Here is an 18,200-nt window from a genome sequence, read left to right on the forward strand (position 1 = left end):
CAGCCCACGATTTTAGACGGGCAGGGAGGCCTCGGGCCAGTCGAAGAATCGGCACACCTCGGCGCTCTGGGCCCGGGCGTCGGCATAGCCCAGCGCCATCAGCTCGCGGGTGAAGCCGGACTCGAACAGCAGGTAGCTGGCCAGGGCCGCGCCCTTGGCGTCGTCGGCCCGCGACGACATGCCCATGCCGCCAAGCATGGTGCGGATGGTGGGCGGCAGGTTGTGCACATGGCGCGCGGCAATCGCGTCGATGCGCTGCGACGGGGCGATCAGCAGCAGCTCGATGGGCCGCAGCGGGCTGTTGTGGCGCAGCTCTGCCGGGATCAGGCCCAGGGTCTGGTTGATGCGCCGGGCCCGCTCCACGTCCACCGCCAGCGCGTCCAGAAAGATGTTCGACAGCGCATGGCCGGCGATCTGGGCCAGCGAGGGGTAGCTGTCGTTGGCCAGGGTCGGCGCCTCGCCCTTGGGCTCGTGCATGCGGCCGGCGCCGATCACCAATACCTTCTCTGCTCCTAAATGAATAGCTGCTGCCACAGGCGCAGATTGCCGCATCGAGCCATCGCCAAAGTATTCCTGGTGGCCGTTGACGGGTAGCGGCATAGCCGGGAAGACGAAGGGAATGGCGGAGGAGGCCAGCAGGTGGTCCAAGGTCAACTGGTTGCGCTGGCCTTGGCGCTGCGAGCGGGTCCAGGGCTGCAGCGTGGCGCTGCCCTCGAAGAAGGTCATGTGCTCGCCCGAACTGTAGCTGGACGCGGTGACGGCCAGGGCCTGCACATGGCCTTGCTGGACCAGGCTGGGCAGGCGCTCCAGCGGCACCATGCTGCCCAGCAGCTCGCGCAACGGGCGGTTGTCCAGCAGCGAGCGGGGTTGCACCTTGCGCCATTTGGCCAGCATCCAGCCGACCGACAGCAGCGTCAGCCAGCGTGCGCCGCTGCGCATCACGCCGATCGGGTCGGTGCGGTAGACCTGGCCGGCCTCCATGTTCTCCCAGACGTTGACGATGCGCCGTACCGCGGTGTCGAAGTCGTCGGCCCCGCAGGCCAGCGCCGCGGCGTTCAAGGCGCCGGCCGAGGTGCCGGTGATGATGGGGAAGGGGTTGCCCTGCTGGCCCGCGCCGCTGGCCAGCCGCAGGTCGGCAATGGCTTCCAGCACGCCCACCTGGTAGGCCGCGCGCGCACCGCCTCCGGTGAGCAGTAGGCCGGCAGCGGGCGCGGCGATCGAGGTGGCGGCTGGAGGGATGGGCATGGCTGATTATGAAAGGGCGGTCCAGGCCGCGGGGCGTGTTTTACGTGGGAGTTATCAGGGTTTTTCGCTACGTCGGCGCAGCTGGTCGAGGGTTTGGGCCAGCCAGGCCAGCATGCCGGGGTCTTGGCTGGTGGCGATGTTGATGCCCATCCATGTGCTGGGCGCTTGCCGCAGCGAGAACAGTGCGCCCGGACGCAGCAGGTAACCCGCGTCCAGGCCCAGGGCGGCCAGGTGGTTGGTGTCGACCCCGGTGTCGAACCAGCCCAGAAAACCGGCCTGTGGCTGGCAAAAAGCCTGCAGCCCCAGGTCTTGCATGCGTTTGTAGGCCGGCTCGCGCAGGCTGTCCAAGGCCGCATGGACCCGCTGGCAGTGCTTGCGGTAGCTGCCTTCGGTCAGCGCCTTGTAGACGATGCGTTCGTTGATCTCGGGGGTGGTCAGGGCGGTTAACAGCTTGTGCGTGGTCAAGGTGTCGACCAGCTCGGCCGGGCCGGCCAGATAGCCCACGCGGATGTTGGGCGCGAGCATTTTGGAGTAGCTGTTCACGTACACCACGCGGCGCAACTGGTCCAGGCTGGCCAGCCGGGTCACGGCCATGCCCTGGGGCAGAAAGTCGGAATAGATGTCGTCTTCGATGACCAGGATGTCGTGGGCTTCGGCCAGCCGCAGAATCTGGTAGGCCGTGGCGGCACTCAGCAGGGTGCCGGTGGGGTTGTGCAGCACGGGATTGAGGAACATCAATTTGGGCTTGTGCTTTTCGACCAGCGCGGTGAGCGCCTGCACGTCCAGCCCTTGCGGGGTGTAGGGCACGCCAACCACCTCCACCCCCTGCAGCCACAGCAACGGATTGCACCAGCCCGGCTCACCCACCAGCACGGTATCGCCAGGGCGCAGCACCATGCGAAAAATCAGGTCGATGGCCTGGGCCGCGCCGGTGGTGGTGAGTATTTGCGCCGGATGGGCCTGGATCTCGCGTTCGGCCAGCGTACGCTGGATTTGCGTGCGCAGCGGGGCGTAGCCTTGTGCCGATGCCCCCTGCGCCAGTTGCAGGCTGGTGCTGTGGTTGGCCAGTGCGCGCAAGCCCATTTTGAGCAGGTCGCCGCCACTCATGTCGGGCGGCAGATAGCCCGAACCCGGCGACAGATGGGCCGGAATGCCGCTGGTCATGTTGCGCACCATCCAGCCCATGTTGATGGCCTGCTGCGGTTTGCTGCGTGCCGGGGCCGACTTGGCACGCGTGCTGGCCGGAGGTGTGGCCTCGCGCACAAAAAAGCCCGCGCCGCGCCGCGCCAGCAGGTGCCCGCGCGCCACCAACCGCTCGTAGGCGGCCACTACGGTAAAGCGCGACACGCCGCGCTCTTGCGCCAGTTCGCGTACCGAGGGCATGCGCATGCCGGGGCGGAACACCTGCTGCTGGATGCGCTGCTCGGCCCATTGCACTAATTGGTCGACCAGGGTGGTCTGTGCGCCCAGGATGGAACTATGGTCGGTAGGCGGGATGGCGGTGGTAGGCATGGACTGTATTGGTGGCTTCAGCAGGCCAGTGGCTGCATCTATTTGCTCAACTGTACTGGTACTGTACAGGTGGCAAGATTACAGTGAATGCCGCTCCACCGCAAGCCGTGGTGGGGGATTTCAGGAGACGGCGATGGTCAGAATTGAACATTTCGAACTGCGCACACCGGACGTGGTGGCGCTGCGTTTGCCTGCCGGTGCGGTGCTCCGCGTCAGCACCGGTTGCTTGTGGTTGACGCAGGATGGTCGTTGCGAAGACGTGTGGCTGCAGGCCCATGGCAGCTGGACCGCACCGCAGGCGGTCAGCGTGCGGCTCAGTGCCGAGCCGTCGGTGGATTTCCAGATTGCGCAAGCTGCTGTGGTGCGCCGGGCTCCGCGCATGCGGATGGCACGGACGGGTCTGGGCATGGCTGGGGCCGTCGGCGCCGCCTGATTACGGTTTGCCGGGCAGCAGCCGTTGGACCAGCGGGTGCTGGACCTTTTTCTCGGTGCCAATCGCGTAAAAGCGCTCTTCCACCCCCTCGCAGGCGCCGATGCGCTGCACGCCGAAGCGCGTAGTCAGCTCGTCGTGCACCCATTCGGCGGCGGCAAATACGCCCATGCCGCTGGAGCCGAAGGTCACCAGCAAGGCACTGTCTTCAAATTCGCCCACCGTATGGGGCTTGGTGCCCAGGCGTTCAAACCAGTGGTCGAGCCGCGGCCGCACTGCGGCATGGGTGGTGGGTAGCAGCACCGGCACCTTGGCCAGCGAGCGCGGAAAGTCTTGCAGCGCGGCCTCGGCCAAACCCGGTGGCGCATACCAGGCCATGGGCGAGGTGCCGAGCGCGTGGCTATAGACCTTGAGGTTGGGGTTGGCGGCAGCCGGGCGGTCGGCCAGTACCACGTCCAGTCGGTGCAGCGCCAGGTCGCCCAGCAGGTCGTCGAACTCGTCTTCGTGGCAGAGCAGGCGCAGATGCGGCTCCTGCATCACCGGCTGCAGCAGGCGGCGCACCACCAGCTTGGGCAGCCCCTCAGAAATGCCCACCGCCAGCCGTACCGAGGGCGCGCTCACGGCATCGTGGACCATGGCGGGCAGCTCTTCGCCCAGCTGGAAGATCAGGTCGGCCTGGCGCATGGCGGCGACCCCGGCCTCGGTCAGCACCAGGCCGCGGCCTACGGGCTTGAGCAGGGTGACGCCCAGTGAGCGCTCCAGCTCGCGCACCTGGGTGCTGACGGTTTGCACCGCCATGCCCAGGCGGTCGGCGGCGCGGGCCATGCCGCCTTCGCGGGCCACCACCCAGAAGTAGTGCAGGTGCCGGTAGCTGAAAGAGGTGTCCATAAGCAGATTTTTACGAAGTGTTGTTTCTTAATTATCTGCTTTTTTGGAAACCAATACGCGCGTAAGGTGGCCCCATCTTTCACTTTGGAGTTATCCATGGAACATATTTCCCGCCCCGTCCGGTCGGACAACGCGCTTGGCGTGCAAACCCCGTCGACCCTGCCCACCGCCGCCCACCGCGTGCTGCGCAATACCTATGCGTTGCTGGCCATGACGCTGCTGTTCAGCGCCGCCGTCGCCACCCTGGGCATCGTGTTCCAGGCGCCTGCGCCCGGCCTGATCGTCATGCTGGTCGGCAGCTTCGGCCTGCTGTTCGCAGTGCATAAGCTGAAGAACAGCGGCTGGGCCTTGCCCGCCGTGTTCGCCTTTACCGGCTTCATGGGCTATGCGCTAGGCCCGGTCGTGGCCCGTTCGCTGGCCATGCCTGGCGGCGCCCAGGTTGTCACCATGGCCTTGGCGGCCACCGGCGCGACCTTTCTGGCGCTGTCGGCCTGGGCGGTGACGTCCAAGCGCGACTTCAGCTTCATGTCCGGCTTTCTGTTTGCCGGCATGGTGATTGCCATCTTGGCCGGTTTAGCGGCGGTGTTTTTGGAGATCCCCGCGCTGAGCCTGGCGGTGTCGGCCATGGTCGCCCTGTTGTCGGCCGGCCTGATCCTGATGGACACCAGCCGCATCGTGAATGGCGGCGAGACCAACTACGTGATGGCCACCGTAGGTCTGTACCTGTCGATCTTCAATTTGTTCAGCAGCTTGCTGAGCCTGTTCGGGATCGGCAGCGACGACTAACTCCGCATGCCCCCACGGGGGCGGGCGCGCAGCTTTGAGAATAGACTACGCGCCCCATAGGAGTTATGCATGTCCCTTTCCGAACAGCAGGTGCTGGACGCTCTCAAAAGCGTGATCGATCCCAACACCGGCCATGATTTTGTATCCACCAAAGCCATCCGCAACCTGAGCGTGCGCAACGGTGATGTGGCGTTTGCCGTGGAGCTGGGTTACCCCGCCAAGAGCCAGGAGCCGGCTCTGCAGGCGGCCTTGACCGCAGCGCTGCAAGGCCTGGCGGGCGTGGCCAGCGTGCAGGTCGGCATCAGCACCAAGGTTGCGGCCCACGCAGTGCAGCGCGGCGTGCAACTGCTGCCCGGCGTGAAGAACATCGTGGCCGTGGCATCGGGCAAAGGCGGCGTGGGCAAGAGCACCACGGCCGTGAACATCGCCCTGGCCCTGGCGGCCGAGGGCGCACGCGTTGGCCTGCTGGACGCCGATATCTACGGGCCCAGTCTGCCCATGATGATGGGTATCCAGGGTAAACCCGAAAGTGCCGACGGCAAGACCATGGAGCCACTGGAAAACCACGGCGTGCAGGTCATGTCCATCGGCTTTCTGGTCGACCAGGACCAGGCCATGGTCTGGCGCGGCCCTATGGCCACCCAGGCGCTGGAGCAACTGCTGCGCCAGACCAACTGGAAGGATCTGGACTATCTGGTCGTCGACATGCCGCCCGGCACCGGCGACATCCAGCTCACCCTGAGCCAGCGCGTACCCATGACGGGCGCGGTCATCGTCACCACGCCGCAAGACATTGCTTTGCTGGATGCGCGCAAGGGCATCAAAATGTTCGAGAAGGTCGGCGTGCCCATCCTGGGCATCGTGGAAAACATGGCCGTGCATGTATGCAGCCAATGCGGCCACGCCGAGCACATCTTTGGCGCCGACGGCGGTAAGAAGATGGCCGCCGAGTTCGGTATGGCGTACCTGGGTTCGCTGCCTTTGAACATGCAGATCCGGGTGCAGGCCGACGGTGGCCAGCCGACCGTGGTCGCCGAGCCGGAAGGGGATATTGCGGCCATCTACAAGACGGTGGCGCGCCAGGTGGCGGTGGCGATTGCGGCAAAGAACAAAGACTTCTCCGCCAAGTTTCCGTCGATCACGATTTCCAAGAACACCTGACGTTTAAAGGCGGGTCTAGGCACCTAAGTAACACTGAATGGAAGTGGCTAAATAATTCCTGTTCTCCTTCGTAGAATGCAGGCCTGTAAACAATTGTGTAGACTGCAACTGTTTACTTTGGGTTTTTCAACGCGTAGGAGCAATGAATGGCAGGATTTCTGGACAAGGAACGCACTATTGCGGGTCCTGGATTTAACCGTTGGCTGGTTCCCCCGGCCGCACTCGCAATCCATCTGTGCATTGGCATGGCCTATGGGTTTTCGGTGTTCTGGCTACCGCTTTCCAAGGCCTTGGGCATCAAGGAGGCGGTGAAATGCGGCCCCGATGTTGGTTTCTGGGCCGAGCTGTTTACCACCAACTGTGATTGGAAGATATCCACCCTGGGGTGGATGTACACCTTGTTCTTTGTGCTGCTGGGCTCCTCGGCTGCGCTTTGGGGCGGCTGGCTCGAACGGGCTGGCCCGCGCAAGGCCGGCGTGGTGTCGGCGGTATGCTGGTGCGGCGGCATGTTGCTGTCGGCGCTGGGTGTCTACATGCACCAGTTCTGGCTGATGATCGTCGGCTCGGGCATCATCGGCGGGATCGGTCTGGGGCTGGGATATATCTCGCCGGTGTCGACCCTGATCAAATGGTTTCCGGACCGCCGCGGCATGGCGACCGGTATGGCCATCATGGGCTTCGGTGGCGGCGCCATGATCGGCTCGCCGCTGGCTGCTGATCTGATGAAGTACTTTGCCACTCCGACCGATGTAGGCGTAGCCCAGACTTTTGTGGTTATGGCCCTGGTCTATTTTGTGTTCATGATGGCCGGCGCCTTGACCTACCGCGTGCCTGAAACCGGCTGGAAGCCCGCGGGTTGGACCCCGCCCCCTGCTCAGGCCAACAACGCCATGATCACGCAGCGCCATGTGCATGTGAAGAAGGTCTGGGGCATTCCCCAGTTCTGGCTGATCTGGATGGTGCTGTGCATGAACGTGAGTGCCGGCATTGGTGTGATCGGCATGGCATCGCCCATGCTGCAAGAAGTCTTCGGCGGTTCGCTGATAGGGGTTGGTCAGAAGTTTGGTGAGCTCGACAAGACCCAACTGGCTGCGATTGCCACGGTGGCTGCGGGCTTTACCGCGCTGCTGAGCCTGTTCAACATCGGTGGCCGCTTCTTCTGGGCCAGTCTGTCCGACAAGCTGGGCCGTAAGCTGACCTATGTGGTGTTCTTCGTGCTCGGCGGCGTCATGTATTTCAGCGTGCCGGGCAGCGCGGCAGCCGGCACCATCGTGCTGTTCGTCGGTGCGTTCTGCGTCATTTTGAGTATGTACGGCGGCGGCTTTGCTACCGTGCCGGCTTATCTGGCCGACCTGTTCGGTACGCAAATGGTCGGCGCCATCCATGGCCGGCTGCTGACCGCCTGGGCGACCGCGGGCATTCTGGGCCCAGTGGTGGTGAACTACATGCGCGAATACCAGCTCAGCCTGGGCATTCCGCGTGAGCAGGTCTACAACCAGACCATGTACATCCTGGTGGGCATGCTGGTGATCGGGCTGCTATGCAATTTGATGGTGCGCCCCTTGGCCGACAAGCATTTCATGACCCCCGACGAACTGGCCCATGAAAAGCGCCTGGCCCATGAAAAAGCCGCCGCCTCCGAAGTTGGCACTAGCGGTGTGGTGGACGACCATGCGGTCAGTCCGGTGTTGGTTGGCTTGGCTTGGGTGGCCGTCGGCCTGCCTCTGGCCTGGGGGATCTACCGTACTTTGCTCAGCGTAGCCAAGTTCTTTAACTGACCCCGCGCTGTATCAAGCCTGCCAGCCACTGTGTTGTAGCAACCAGTGTCTGGTAGGCTTTTTACCTATATAAGATACCAGGGCTTTATGCGATGCAAATACTCAAAACCTTGAAGCAGCGAATCGAGTCTGCCGCCAAAACATTTGCCGCGATCTTGCCCGAGCGTTTTGTGCTGGATCTGTCGCAGCAGGTGGATATTCAAGGCAAGAGCACGCCGGTGCTGCGCTGCGGTAACCGGGTGCTGAATCTGGATTTTTCCATCCCCGACAGCTTCACCCAGCGGACCGGGATGCGGGCCACGATTTTTGCGCGCGTGGGCGATGACTTCATCCGCATCACTACCTCGGTGCGCAAGCAGGACGGCGAGCGGGCCGTGGGCACGCCGCTGGACCGCTCCCAGCCCGCCTACCGCAGCGCCTTGACCGGCCAGCCCTATGTGGGCTATGCAACGATTTTTGGCAAGCAGTGCATGACCCGCTATGACCCGGTGCGCGACGCTGCCGGCCAGGTGGTGGGTATTTTGTATGTGGGCCTGGATGTCAGCGAGATGGCGCCCGTGCATGTGGCGCCCCGCATGGCCTGGACCCTGGCGCTGGCCTATGCAGCAGTGGCTCTGGCCTTCCATGCTGCGATGGGCAGTTTGACCGACCCGCGGCAGCTGGGGTTTACCGTTTTCTCCATCCTGCTGATCTGGGGTCTGACCTATTTTCTGGTCCACAACCATGTCACGCTGCCGATGAACCAGGGCCGCGAAGCCGCTCTGCGCCTGGCTAGCGGCGATCTGACCAACCAGGTGGACGTGAAGGACCGCGACGACGTGGGCAAATTGCTGCTGGCCATCAACGGCATCAGCATTGGCTTGACCGGCCTGGTCGGCAATGTGCGCCAGGCCGCGGTGCAGATGGCCAACGGCAGTGGTGAAATTGCCGATGGCAACAACGACCTGGCGATGCGCACCGAAAAGCAGGCCGGTGAGCTCAACTCCGCGGCGTCTGCCATGGAGCAGCTGACCTCCACGGTCAGCCAGAACGCCGACAAGGCCAACCAGGTGAATGGCCTGGTGGGGTCCGTCGCCAAACTTGCGCATACCAGTGGCGGCATTGTGGGCCAGGTGGTGGACACCATGGGCCAGATCAAGACCAGCGCGCACCGCATCAACGACATCGTGGGCCTGATCGACGGTATCGCCTTCCAGACCAACATCCTCGCTCTGAACGCCGCAGTAGAAGCCGCCCGCGCGGGCGAGCAGGGCCGGGGTTTTGCGGTGGTCGCGTCCGAGGTGCGCAGCCTTGCGCAGCGCTCGGCCACGGCGGCCAAAGAAATCCGCATCTTGATTGCCGCGTCGGTAGACACGGCCAATGCGGGCGGTGAACTGGTGGCCCGGGCCCAGCAATCCATGACCGACATTACCAGCTCCATCCAGCAGGTGGTCGGCTATATCGACGAGATTGCGCTGGCCAGCAACGAGCAGCGGGTCGGGATTGCCGATGTGAACCGCAGCGTGGGCGAGATTGACGAAATGACGCAACAAAACGCCGCATTGGTAGAAGAGTCGGCCGCTGCCGCCATGAAAATGCGCGAGCAGGCTGCGCTGCTGGGTGCCGCCGTGAACAGCTTTAAAACCCCTGTCTGAGCGGGGTAGCACGCCACGCCGTATAAGGCGTTACAGAGCGTGAAGGAACCAAGGAACTCCCATGAGCCAACAAAAAATTGAGTTTTATACCGGCCCCGCCGGCGGTTGGGGCGCGTTGAAGAGTGTAGGCAAGGCCTTGATACACCAGGACACCGCGCTCAAAGGCGCCAAGACCCTGCTGTCGGCCAACCAGCCCGATGGCTTTGATTGCCCTGGCTGCGCCTGGCCGGACCGCAATCACGCGTCTACCTTCGAGTTCTGTGAAAACGGCGCCAAGGCCGTGGCCGCCGAGGCCACCTCGCGCCGCGTGACCGCCGAATTCTTCGCCCAGCACACGGTTGCCGACCTGGCCACCCAGAGCGACTTTTACCTGGAAGACCAGGGCCGGCTGACCGAGCCCATGGTCTACCGCGCGGCCGATGACAAGTACCACCCCATCGCCTGGGACGACGCGTTTACATTGATCGCCCAGCACCTGAACGGCCTACCGGACCCTAACCAGGCCATCTTCTATACCTCGGGCCGGGCCAGCAACGAAGCCGCCTTTCTGTACCAGCTGTTCGTGCGCGAATATGGCACCAACAACTTCCCCGACTGCTCGAACATGTGCCACGAGCCCAGCGGCAGCGGCATGCGCGAAAGCGTGGGCATAGGCAAGGGCACGGTGACTCTGGACGACTTTGAGCAGGCCGAGGCCATCTTCATCTTCGGCCAGAACCCCGGCACGAACCACCCGCGCATGCTGGGCGAGTTGCGCCAGGCGGCCAAGCGCGGTGCCCGCATCGTCAGTATCAACCCGCTGCGCGAGCGTGGCCTCGAACGCTTCGCCGACCCCCAAGACAAATTGCAAATGGCCACCATGGGCGACACGCCCATCAGCACCCATTACTTTCAGCTGCGCATCGGCGGCGACTTCGCCTTTGTCAAAGGCATGATGAAGCACCTGGTCGAACTGCAGGATGCGGGTGAAGACGTGCTCGACCACGCCTTCATTGCCGAGCACACCATAGGCTTTGACGCCATGCTGGCCGATCTGCGCACCGAGTCCTGGGCCTTGCTGGAGTCCGAATGCGGCCTCAGCGCCGAGCACATCCGCGCGGCCGCCGAGGTGTACCGCCAAGCCAAGAGCGTGATCGCCTGCTGGGGCATGGGCATCACCCAGCACCAGAATTCGGTGGCCACCATCCAGATGATCACCAACCTGCTGCTGATGCGCGGCAATATCGGCCGGCCCGGCGCCGGTCCGTGCCCGGTACGCGGCCACAGCAATGTGCAGGGCGACCGCACCATGGGCATCTGGGAAAAGCCACCCGTGGCGCTGCTGCAGAACCTGGAAAAAGTCTTTGGCTTCACGCCACCGCAGGCGCATGGTTTCGACACCGTCGAATCCATCCAAGCCATGCTCGACGGGCGTGGCAAGGTGTTTTTTGCACTCGGCGGCAACTTCGCTGCCGCCACACCCGACACCGTGCAGACCTGGAAGGCGCTGCGCAATTGCGACCTGACGGTCCACGTCACCACCAAGCTGAACCGCAGCCACATCGTGCACGGCAAGGCCGCGCTGATTTTGCCCTGCCTGGGCCGCACCGAGATCGACATGCAGGCTGGTGGCGTGCAGGGCGTAACGGTGGAGGACTCGATGAGCATGGTCCACATGTCGGTGGGCATCAACCCGCCGGCATCCGAGCAACTGCTGTCCGAGCCGGCCATCGTGGCCCGGCTGGCTGCCACCACCCTGGCGGGGCGCAGCCAGACGCCCTGGCTCTGGCTGCTGGAAGACTACAGCCGCATCCGCGACAAGATCGAGGCCGTGTTCCCCGACTTCAAGGACTTCAACCAGCGCGTCAAAGTGCCCGGCGGCTTCCGCCTGCGCAATACCGCCAGCGAGCGCGTGTGGAACACCGCGAGCAAGAAGGCTGTGTTTAAAACCCACCAGGTGCCCACCGGCACCGCGCTGCAGCGTGCCCGCGAACGCAAGGGCGACGCCATCGTTTTCGCGCTGATGACCACCCGCTCGCACGACCAGTACAACACCACTATCTACGGTGCCGATGACCGCTACCGCGGCGTCTACGGCCAGCGCCGCGTGGTGTTTGCGCACGCGGACGACATCCGTGATCTGGGCATGAAGGACGGCGACTGGATCGACTTCCACACCGTCTGGGACGACGGCGAAGAGCGCCGCGCCGACGGCTTCAAGCTGGTGGCTTACAACATCCCGCGCGGCTGCGTGGCCGCCTATTACCCCGAAACCAATCCGCTGGTGCCACTGTCCTCGGTGGCTGCCAATGCGGGTACACCGACCTCCAAATGCATACCGGTGCTGATGCTGCCGCACAAAAAGCCCCAGACCGTGGCGGCCCACCGGGCCGGTGCCAGCCAAGCCGTGGTGTGAATGTGGACTCCGCGCTGAACCAGGCGATTCTGGCGGTATTGCAGCAAGAGACCGAGCCCATGTCGCTGCCACGCCTGGGCAAGCGCCTGGGTCTGGGCGTGAGTGTGCTGATGCGCGCCCTGACCCTGATGGGCGACGCCAGCCTGGGTGGCCAGTCCGGCCCGGGCTGGGTCCAGGTGGTCTTGCAAGACGAGCGCTGGACTGTCAGCCTGACCGACGCCGGCCGGCGCTTCTGCGCGGAGCAGGCCCATGGCTGAGCTGCCGCCACCGCTGCTGCCGCACACGGTACGGCGCTTCCCCGCCGACCTGGTGGAAACCGACCAGATCGCCGCCGAGGTGCCGGTGGCCCTGGTGTTCAACGGCATCTCGCATGCGGTGATGATGGCCACGCCGCAAGACCTGGAAGCCTTTGCCCTGGGCTTTGCGCTGAGCGAGGGCATTCTGGACAGCGTGGCCGACTGCTATGGCATCGAAGTGCAATCCAGCGGCGATGCCTGCGAAGTGCAGCTCGAGGTGTCCTCGCGCTGCTTCCAGCGGCTGAAGGAGCGTCGCCGCAGCCTGGCCGGCCGCACCGGCTGCGGCGTCTGCGGTATCGACAGCCTGAGCGCGCTGGACCTGGAACCCACGCCTATGCCGCCGCAAGCCTGGGCCGCCCAGCTGCAGGCCACGACCGTGCTGCAGGCGCTGCAGGCCATGCCGCCGCTGCAGGTCTTGAATGCTGCTTGCGGCTCGCTGCACGCGGCCGGCTGGGCCACGCCCGATGGCGTGCTGACCGACGTGCTGGAAGACGTGGGCCGGCACAACGCGCTGGACAAGCTGCTGGGCCAGCTGGCGCAGGCCGGGCGCCTGGGTGAACCGGGTTTTGTGGTGATGTCCAGCCGCGCCAGCTACGAGTTGGTGCGCAAATGCGCGCGCCTGAACGTGGTGGCGCTGGCAACGATTTCGGCCCCCACGGCCTTGGCCATCCGCATCGCCGACACGGCGGGCCTGCAGCTCTGGGGCCTGTGCCGCGATCCGCGCGCGGTGCGCTACACCTAGGTCCGTGGCCGCGGCTGCGGCGCCATAGCCCGGTAAAGGTGCTTGGCTCATGTAAAGTCGGTATGGAGTCCGCGGACCGCAATAGAGCCTGTTCCATGAAATCCGTTTTTGACCCTATCCACCCGGGGATGCCGCTGGCGCAGAGTGCTGCGTATGCTTCAGCCACCTTGGGCTTGCAGGGGCCGATCACGTTCAGTTTGGAAACCTTGCAGTCATTTAGCGCCGCATTGCTGGCTATGGCCGGCACCGCCCGCGATGCCAGCCCCGAGTGTTTGCTGCACGACGCATTGCAGCTGCTGCGGTCGGTCGTGCCGTTTCGCTCTGCCTGGTGGGGCGAGTGTTCGGATGGGCACGGTGGCGTACCGCCGCGCAACTGGCTGCATGGGCGCATCAACCTGCAAGCTGGCTTCGCGCAGGAGTGGAACGATCTGTCGGTCAAAGATGTATTCGCCAGCAACTCCATGCGCAGCTGTGGCACCGTGGTACGCGTCAGCGGCCACGAAGACCCCGTGCCCGAGATCACGGAGTTTTCCCGGCGGCATGATCTGTTCCATGCCATGGCCCTGACCTGCGAACTACCGGGCAGCGGCACCCTGTTCTTCGTGTCGTTGTACCGCAGCGAAACATCACCGGCATTCAGCGATATGGACAGCGCATTGTTTGCGGAATTCTGTGTCCACCTGTTGGGCCACTGGCGTACCCGTGTGCAAGACCTGCTGGGCGCAAGCGCTGCGCTGACGGCAAACGGGTTTGGTCTGGCGGACGGCTGTGGTGATCTGCTGTACCTGGGGGACAGTCTGGGCGCGGCCATCCACAAGCAATACCCCGACTGGTCCGGGTCGCGGCTGCCGCGCGCATTGGCAGAGGCCCAGCGCCAGCTGCCGTGCAGCCTGGCCTTGGGTGCGCGCCGGCTGACGCTGCAACCCTGCGGGCAGTTGACCATTCTGTCCCTGGACCGGGGGCACCGGCCCGCCGGGTTGCCTCCCCGGGAGCGCACCGCGGCCATGCTGTATTCACGCGGCCATTCCTACAAGGAAATTGCCCGCTTGCTGGACCTGAGCCCGGCCACCGTGCGCACCTACTTGCGCAGCGCCTACCTGCAGCTGGGCGTACGCAACAAGATCGAACTGGGCAACGCCCTGGGCGCCTAAGTCTTTCCACGCCGCACCCTCCGCATCTGCAGAGGGCCGCGCCAGCCTTTGCGTCCCTACAGTCCATTTGGCACTGTGACCCCGACACCGGTGCCGTTTCAAAAAAACATAACGCACAGGTCCCACAGGAGAAGACAAATGGCTGGAATCAGGAATTCAGGAGGCGTGCTGCTGCTTGTGCTGGCGGCCGCCGTGGTGGCGATGGTGGGCGGCTGCAATGGCTCTGACGACGGGCCGGCCGACACCGTGCTGCGCAACGGGCAGGTCGTGACCATGGATGCAAGCAACTCCATCCAGCAGGCCATCGCGGTACGCGACGGAAAAATCGTCTATGTCGGCAGCGACGCCGGCACCGGCCCCTTGATCGGCAGCAAAACCAGGGTGCTGGACCTGGGCGGGCGCATGCTGATGCCCGGCTTCATCGACGCCCATCTGCATGCGCTGGCCGGCGGGCGTGCCTTGCTGCAGTGCGATCTGGCCTATGCGCCGCTGTCGCATGCGCAGCTGCTCGGCAAGCTGCAGTCCTGCCTGGATGCCTCCACCGACAAGGAGCCGGGCGGCTGGCTGGAGGCCGTCAACTGGGACCGCCAGTCCACCTCGGCCCTCAGCGGCGACCCCACCAAAGCCCTGCTCGACACCTTGCACACCCAGCGCCCGATCGCGGTGACATCGAGCGATTTCCACACCGTGCTGGCCAACTCCCGCGCCTTGGCGCTGGCCGGCATCACCGCCGCCACGCCCGACCCGAGCGGCGGCAGCTTTCTGCGCGGCGCAGACGGTACGCCCACGGGCATTTGTGAAGACAACGGCGGCTGGCAACTCAAAGCCGCCATTCCTGCGGATTCCGATGCCGACCTGCTCAAGCAAGGGCGTGCTGCACTGGCTGCCCTGCGGGCCCAGGGCATTACCGCGTTCATGGATGCCGCGTCGGGCGAGGTGCAGGCCAAGACCTTCAAGTCGCTGCAGCAGCTGGGTGAGCTGACAGCGCGTGCCAACCTGGCCCTCACCGTGCAGCCCGGCGATGCGGCCGCCAGCGCGACCAACACCATTGCCACCGCACGCGCCTTGGCCAGCAGTATCGACCAGGGCACACCGGTGGCCGCGCCGGGTTTGCAGTCGCGCATCGTGAAGATATTCATGGACGGTGTGGTGAATGCGCCGGGTGACACGGGCGCCATGCTCACGCCGTACTACACCAACACCGGCACCGATGCCGCTCCCCACTGGCAGCCCGGAACGAACCTGGGCTCGGTCTACTACCCGCCGGAAGTGCTCCAGCCGCTGCTGCTGGCCGCCAATGATGCGGGCATGGATGTGCATGTGCACGCCACCGGCGAGCGGGCCGTGCGCCAGACCCTGGACGCCGTGCAAAACCTGCGCAGCCTGCGCGCCAACGCCGACTTCCGCCCGGCCATCGCCCACGACGAGACCGTGGCGGTGGCCGACTACCCGCGTTTCGCTGCGTTGGATGTGATGGCCACCATGTCCTTCCAGTGGGCGCAACGTGCGAACTATTCGATCGGTGAAACCGAGAACCACCTGGGCCCCGACCGCTTTGCGCGCATGGAGCCGTCCGGCAGCCTGCGCCATGCCGGGGCGCGTGTGGTGCACGGCAGTGACTGGCCTATCGACCCGTTTGACACCTTTCTGGCGCTGAAGATCGGCGTGACGCGCTCGGGCGACCCCAGCAACCCGAACAGCGCCGCCAGCAGCTCGCCGATCTACCAGGGCAAGATCAACAATGACCCGGGCCTGACACGTGCCGAGGTGCTGCGCGCCATCACCATGGATGCGGCCTACCAGCTACGGCTGGACAAGGCGGTGGGCTCGCTGGAGACCGGCAAACTGGCCGACATGATCGTGCTGGACAAGAACTTTCTGACCGTTCCCGAAGAAGAGCTGGGCCGCAACAAGGTATTGCTCACCATGGTGGGCGGGAAGATTGTGCTGGCCCTGGACGCCTTCAGCAGCGCCTTGGAGGCCAGCGCCCGCAAGCTCAGCGTCGGCGACATGCTCAGCCCCCGTGGTTCCACCGGCCATGCCGTGGTCAAAGGCAGCCCGCACGGCGACGGGCACAACCACTGAGGCCTGGAGTCAGATTGGGTTTGCTATGTAATCAATAGCTTCTGGCGCAGGTAGTACCTGCGCTAGCGGCCTAATTTTTATAAATTGCGTTGACGCCGGCTTCCGGGGCGCCGGCCTGAACGGTTTCAGTTCGGCGTCAGTGTGTACGACAGCGACGAGGCCACGTCGTTCCAGCCGAACTGGCGCAGGTCGCTGAAGCCCTGCCGCTCTGGCACCCACAGCTGGGCGCCGGCGAAGTTGATGTGCTGGTGCAGCACCGCAAACGAGCGCTGCGGCCGCAGATTGGCCCAGACCTCGCTCTGGTTCGACACCGACGACACCTTGTCGTTGATGTTCTGCAAAAACACCGCGGTGCGAAAGTCGCTGATGTTGCCGTTGCCCGCCTGGCGCCCGCCGGAGCTGCTGGTGGTACCGGCGCCAAAGCGCCACAGCCAGCCCGCGAAGTTGCTGTTCTCCCACAGGAACACCGATCCGCCGATGGCATTGGCGATCTGCTGCGGCGATGAAGAGGTGTCCAGCGTCACCGGCGGCGCCTTGGATTTCTTCGCCGGCTTGGGGCTGGTGGGGTTGTCCTCCAGGTGGCGCAGGGCTTTGCTGGCCTGCGAGAACACCCGCAGCAGCTCGCCGTCGCGGGCGGCTTCGTCCAGCAGGTAGATCAGCGGTTTGCCGTCGAAGTCTTTCACCGATTCCACCGCGGCGCGCTTGCCGTCTATGGCCACCGGCATCAGCGGAATCTTGTGGATGCAGGTGGGCGTGGCCGGCTCGCTGCGGTCATCGCCGGTGCGGCTGGCGGCCTGCTCCAGCCCGGTTTTCAGCCCCGCCAGGTAGGCGCTGCCGATCAGCGCCAGGTCGGACTGGCTGCGGTTGTCGAACAGGGATGCAAGGCTGGGGTGGATCGTCTGCGTGGGGGCTGTTGCGGCCATCGAGGTATCTCCTAGTAGCACCTGGTGGTTGAGCGTTGCGCTACCGGTGCGTGACCAGATACATCGGACCGGCAGCGCATTTCACTGTTGACCCGGATGAAAGTCAACTGACCGCTGGTGTCTTCTTGCTATTAAAAACGTAGCTTCTGGCACAGGTGGCATCTGCGCTACAGGCCTGTTTTCTATAAATTACCCGCCGGCCACGCCCTGGGTATCTACATACAGCGCATACACCGACTGGCTGGCCGCCATGAACAAGCGGTTGCGCGCCTGGCCGCCGAAGCACAGGTTGGCGCAGCGCTCGGGCAGGGCGATATGGCCTATGGGTGTGGCGTCGGGGGCGAAGACCCTCACGCCGTCCAGCTCGGGGTGGTCCGGGCCGCCGCCCCAGCCGGCCCACAGGTTGCCGTCCACATCGCAGCGGAAGCCATCCGGGTGCACGCCGTCGGCGCAGGTGTGGAACACGCGGTCGTTGCGCAGGTGGGAGCCGTCCACCTCGAACACCCGGATGCGCCGGGGCAGGGTGCCGGACTCGACCACGTACAGCAGGCGTTCGTCGGGCGAAAAGCACAGGCCGTTGGGCCGGTTCACCGCGTCCGTCACCACCGTGCACTGGCCGCTGGCCGGGTCGAAGCGGTAGACGCAGGTGGGCTGCTCGGGTGTCGCCTGGTGGCCTTCGTAATGGCCGAGAATGCCGAACGGCGGGTCGGTGAACCACACCGTGCCGTCCGACTTGACCACCACGTCGTTGGGCGAATTCAGCGGCTTGCCGTTGAATTGGTCGACCAGCACGGTGGTGCTACCGTCGTATTCGGTGCGCACCACGCGGCGTCCGCCGTGCTCGCAGCCCACCAGCCGGCCCTGCCGGTCGCGGGTATGGCCGTTGGCAAAGTGGGACGGCTGGCGGAACACGCTGACCGCGCCGGTCTGCTCTTCCCACTTCATGATGCGGTTGTTCGGGATGTCGCTCCACAGCAGGTAGCGGCCGTCGCCAAACCACACCGGCCCTTCGGCCCAGCGCATGCCGGTAGCCAGGCGCTCCACGGCGGCGGCGTGCAGGCAGTATTTGTTGAAACGCGGGTCCAGCGCGGTGATGGCCGGGTCGGGATAACGTTCACAGGCTTGCCACATGGAAGTCTCTTTTTTATTCGAAGCGCGCAGTATGCATGTCCTT

General features: G+C 64.7%; 15 protein-coding genes. 10 read left to right on the forward strand and 5 right to left on the reverse strand.

The window, feature by feature from the left end; all coding sequences use genetic code 11:
• Positions 1–12: 12 nt before the first annotated feature.
• Both J2X19_RS03530 and J2X19_RS03535 read right to left on the reverse strand, forming a co-directional pair.
• Positions 13–1,245, reverse strand: a complete 1,233-nt coding sequence (locus J2X19_RS03530; protein ID WP_310370684.1) for a patatin-like phospholipase family protein — start codon at positions 1,243–1,245, stop codon at positions 13–15.
• A 54-nt stretch (positions 1,246–1,299) separates the two neighbouring features.
• The gene (locus J2X19_RS03535) at positions 1,300–2,766 is read right to left on the reverse strand and encodes an aminotransferase-like domain-containing protein (RefSeq protein ID WP_405048618.1); all 1,467 of its coding nucleotides are present in this window, start codon (positions 2,764–2,766) and stop codon (positions 1,300–1,302) included.
• A gap of 124 nt (positions 2,767–2,890) precedes the next feature.
• Here J2X19_RS03535 and J2X19_RS03540 point away from each other — a divergent pair, with 124 nt between their 5' ends.
• On the forward strand, positions 2,891–3,190 hold the full coding sequence (locus J2X19_RS03540; RefSeq protein WP_310370688.1) for a DUF2917 domain-containing protein: 300 nt from the start codon (positions 2,891–2,893) through the stop codon (positions 3,188–3,190).
• Here the strand turns inward: J2X19_RS03540 and J2X19_RS03545 are convergent, their stop codons facing one another.
• Positions 3,191–4,075, reverse strand: coding sequence for a LysR family transcriptional regulator (locus J2X19_RS03545; RefSeq protein WP_310370690.1), 885 nt, complete (start codon positions 4,073–4,075; stop codon positions 3,191–3,193).
• Positions 4,076–4,171: 96 nt separating this feature from the next.
• Here J2X19_RS03545 and J2X19_RS03550 point away from each other — a divergent pair, with 96 nt between their 5' ends.
• The 9 genes from J2X19_RS03550 to J2X19_RS03590 all read left to right on the forward strand — a co-directional run bounded on the left by J2X19_RS03550 (position 4,172) and on the right by J2X19_RS03590 (position 16,103).
• On the forward strand, positions 4,172–4,861 hold the full coding sequence (locus J2X19_RS03550; protein WP_310370692.1) for a Bax inhibitor-1/YccA family protein: 690 nt from the start codon (positions 4,172–4,174) through the stop codon (positions 4,859–4,861).
• A 69-nt stretch (positions 4,862–4,930) separates the two neighbouring features.
• Positions 4,931–6,022 (forward strand): iron-sulfur cluster carrier protein ApbC, encoded by a 1,092-nt coding sequence (gene apbC / locus J2X19_RS03555; protein ID WP_310370694.1) that lies wholly within the window; start codon positions 4,931–4,933, stop codon positions 6,020–6,022.
• Between the two features lie 146 nt (positions 6,023–6,168).
• Positions 6,169–7,800 (forward strand): OFA family MFS transporter, encoded by a 1,632-nt coding sequence (locus J2X19_RS03560; protein WP_310370696.1) that lies wholly within the window; start codon positions 6,169–6,171, stop codon positions 7,798–7,800.
• 92 nt (positions 7,801–7,892) lie between these two features.
• Positions 7,893–9,434 carry a Cache 3/Cache 2 fusion domain-containing protein gene (locus J2X19_RS03565; protein WP_310370698.1) on the forward strand — a complete coding sequence of 514 codons (1,542 nt, stop codon included), beginning with the start codon at positions 7,893–7,895 and terminating at the stop codon, positions 9,432–9,434.
• A 61-nt stretch (positions 9,435–9,495) separates the two neighbouring features.
• Positions 9,496–11,829, forward strand: a complete 2,334-nt coding sequence (locus J2X19_RS03570; RefSeq protein WP_310370700.1) for an FdhF/YdeP family oxidoreductase — start codon at positions 9,496–9,498, stop codon at positions 11,827–11,829.
• Entirely contained in the window at positions 11,826–12,086 is a 261-nt protein-coding gene (locus J2X19_RS03575) for a hypothetical protein (RefSeq protein ID WP_405048588.1), read from the forward strand. Before J2X19_RS03570 ends, J2X19_RS03575 begins: the two co-directional genes overlap by 4 nt.
• Positions 12,079–12,867: a formate dehydrogenase accessory sulfurtransferase FdhD gene (gene fdhD, locus J2X19_RS03580; protein WP_310370702.1), complete on the forward strand. Its 789-nt coding sequence runs from the start codon at positions 12,079–12,081 to the stop codon at positions 12,865–12,867. The genes J2X19_RS03575 and fdhD overlap by 8 nt, the downstream gene beginning before the upstream one ends.
• Positions 12,868–12,962: 95 nt before the next feature.
• The gene (locus J2X19_RS03585) at positions 12,963–14,018 is read left to right on the forward strand and encodes a helix-turn-helix transcriptional regulator (protein WP_310370704.1); all 1,056 of its coding nucleotides are present in this window, start codon (positions 12,963–12,965) and stop codon (positions 14,016–14,018) included.
• 138 nt (positions 14,019–14,156) lie between these two features.
• Positions 14,157–16,103 (forward strand): amidohydrolase, encoded by a 1,947-nt coding sequence (locus J2X19_RS03590; RefSeq protein ID WP_310370705.1) that lies wholly within the window; start codon positions 14,157–14,159, stop codon positions 16,101–16,103.
• 125 nt (positions 16,104–16,228) lie between these two features.
• Here J2X19_RS03590 and J2X19_RS03595 read toward each other — a convergent pair whose 3' ends face one another.
• Both J2X19_RS03595 and J2X19_RS03600 read right to left on the reverse strand, forming a co-directional pair.
• The gene (locus J2X19_RS03595) at positions 16,229–17,026 is read right to left on the reverse strand and encodes a hypothetical protein (RefSeq protein WP_310370707.1); all 798 of its coding nucleotides are present in this window, start codon (positions 17,024–17,026) and stop codon (positions 16,229–16,231) included.
• Positions 17,027–17,215: 189 nt separating this feature from the next.
• Positions 17,216–18,157: an SMP-30/gluconolactonase/LRE family protein gene (locus tag J2X19_RS03600; RefSeq protein WP_310370709.1), complete on the reverse strand. Its 942-nt coding sequence runs from the start codon at positions 18,155–18,157 to the stop codon at positions 17,216–17,218.
• Positions 18,158–18,200 lie beyond the last annotated feature (43 nt).

The sequence above is a fragment of the Rhodoferax ferrireducens genome, assembly GCF_031458075.1.
In the GTDB taxonomy this organism is placed as follows: domain Bacteria; phylum Pseudomonadota; class Gammaproteobacteria; order Burkholderiales; family Burkholderiaceae_C; genus Rhodoferax_B; species Rhodoferax_B ferrireducens_A.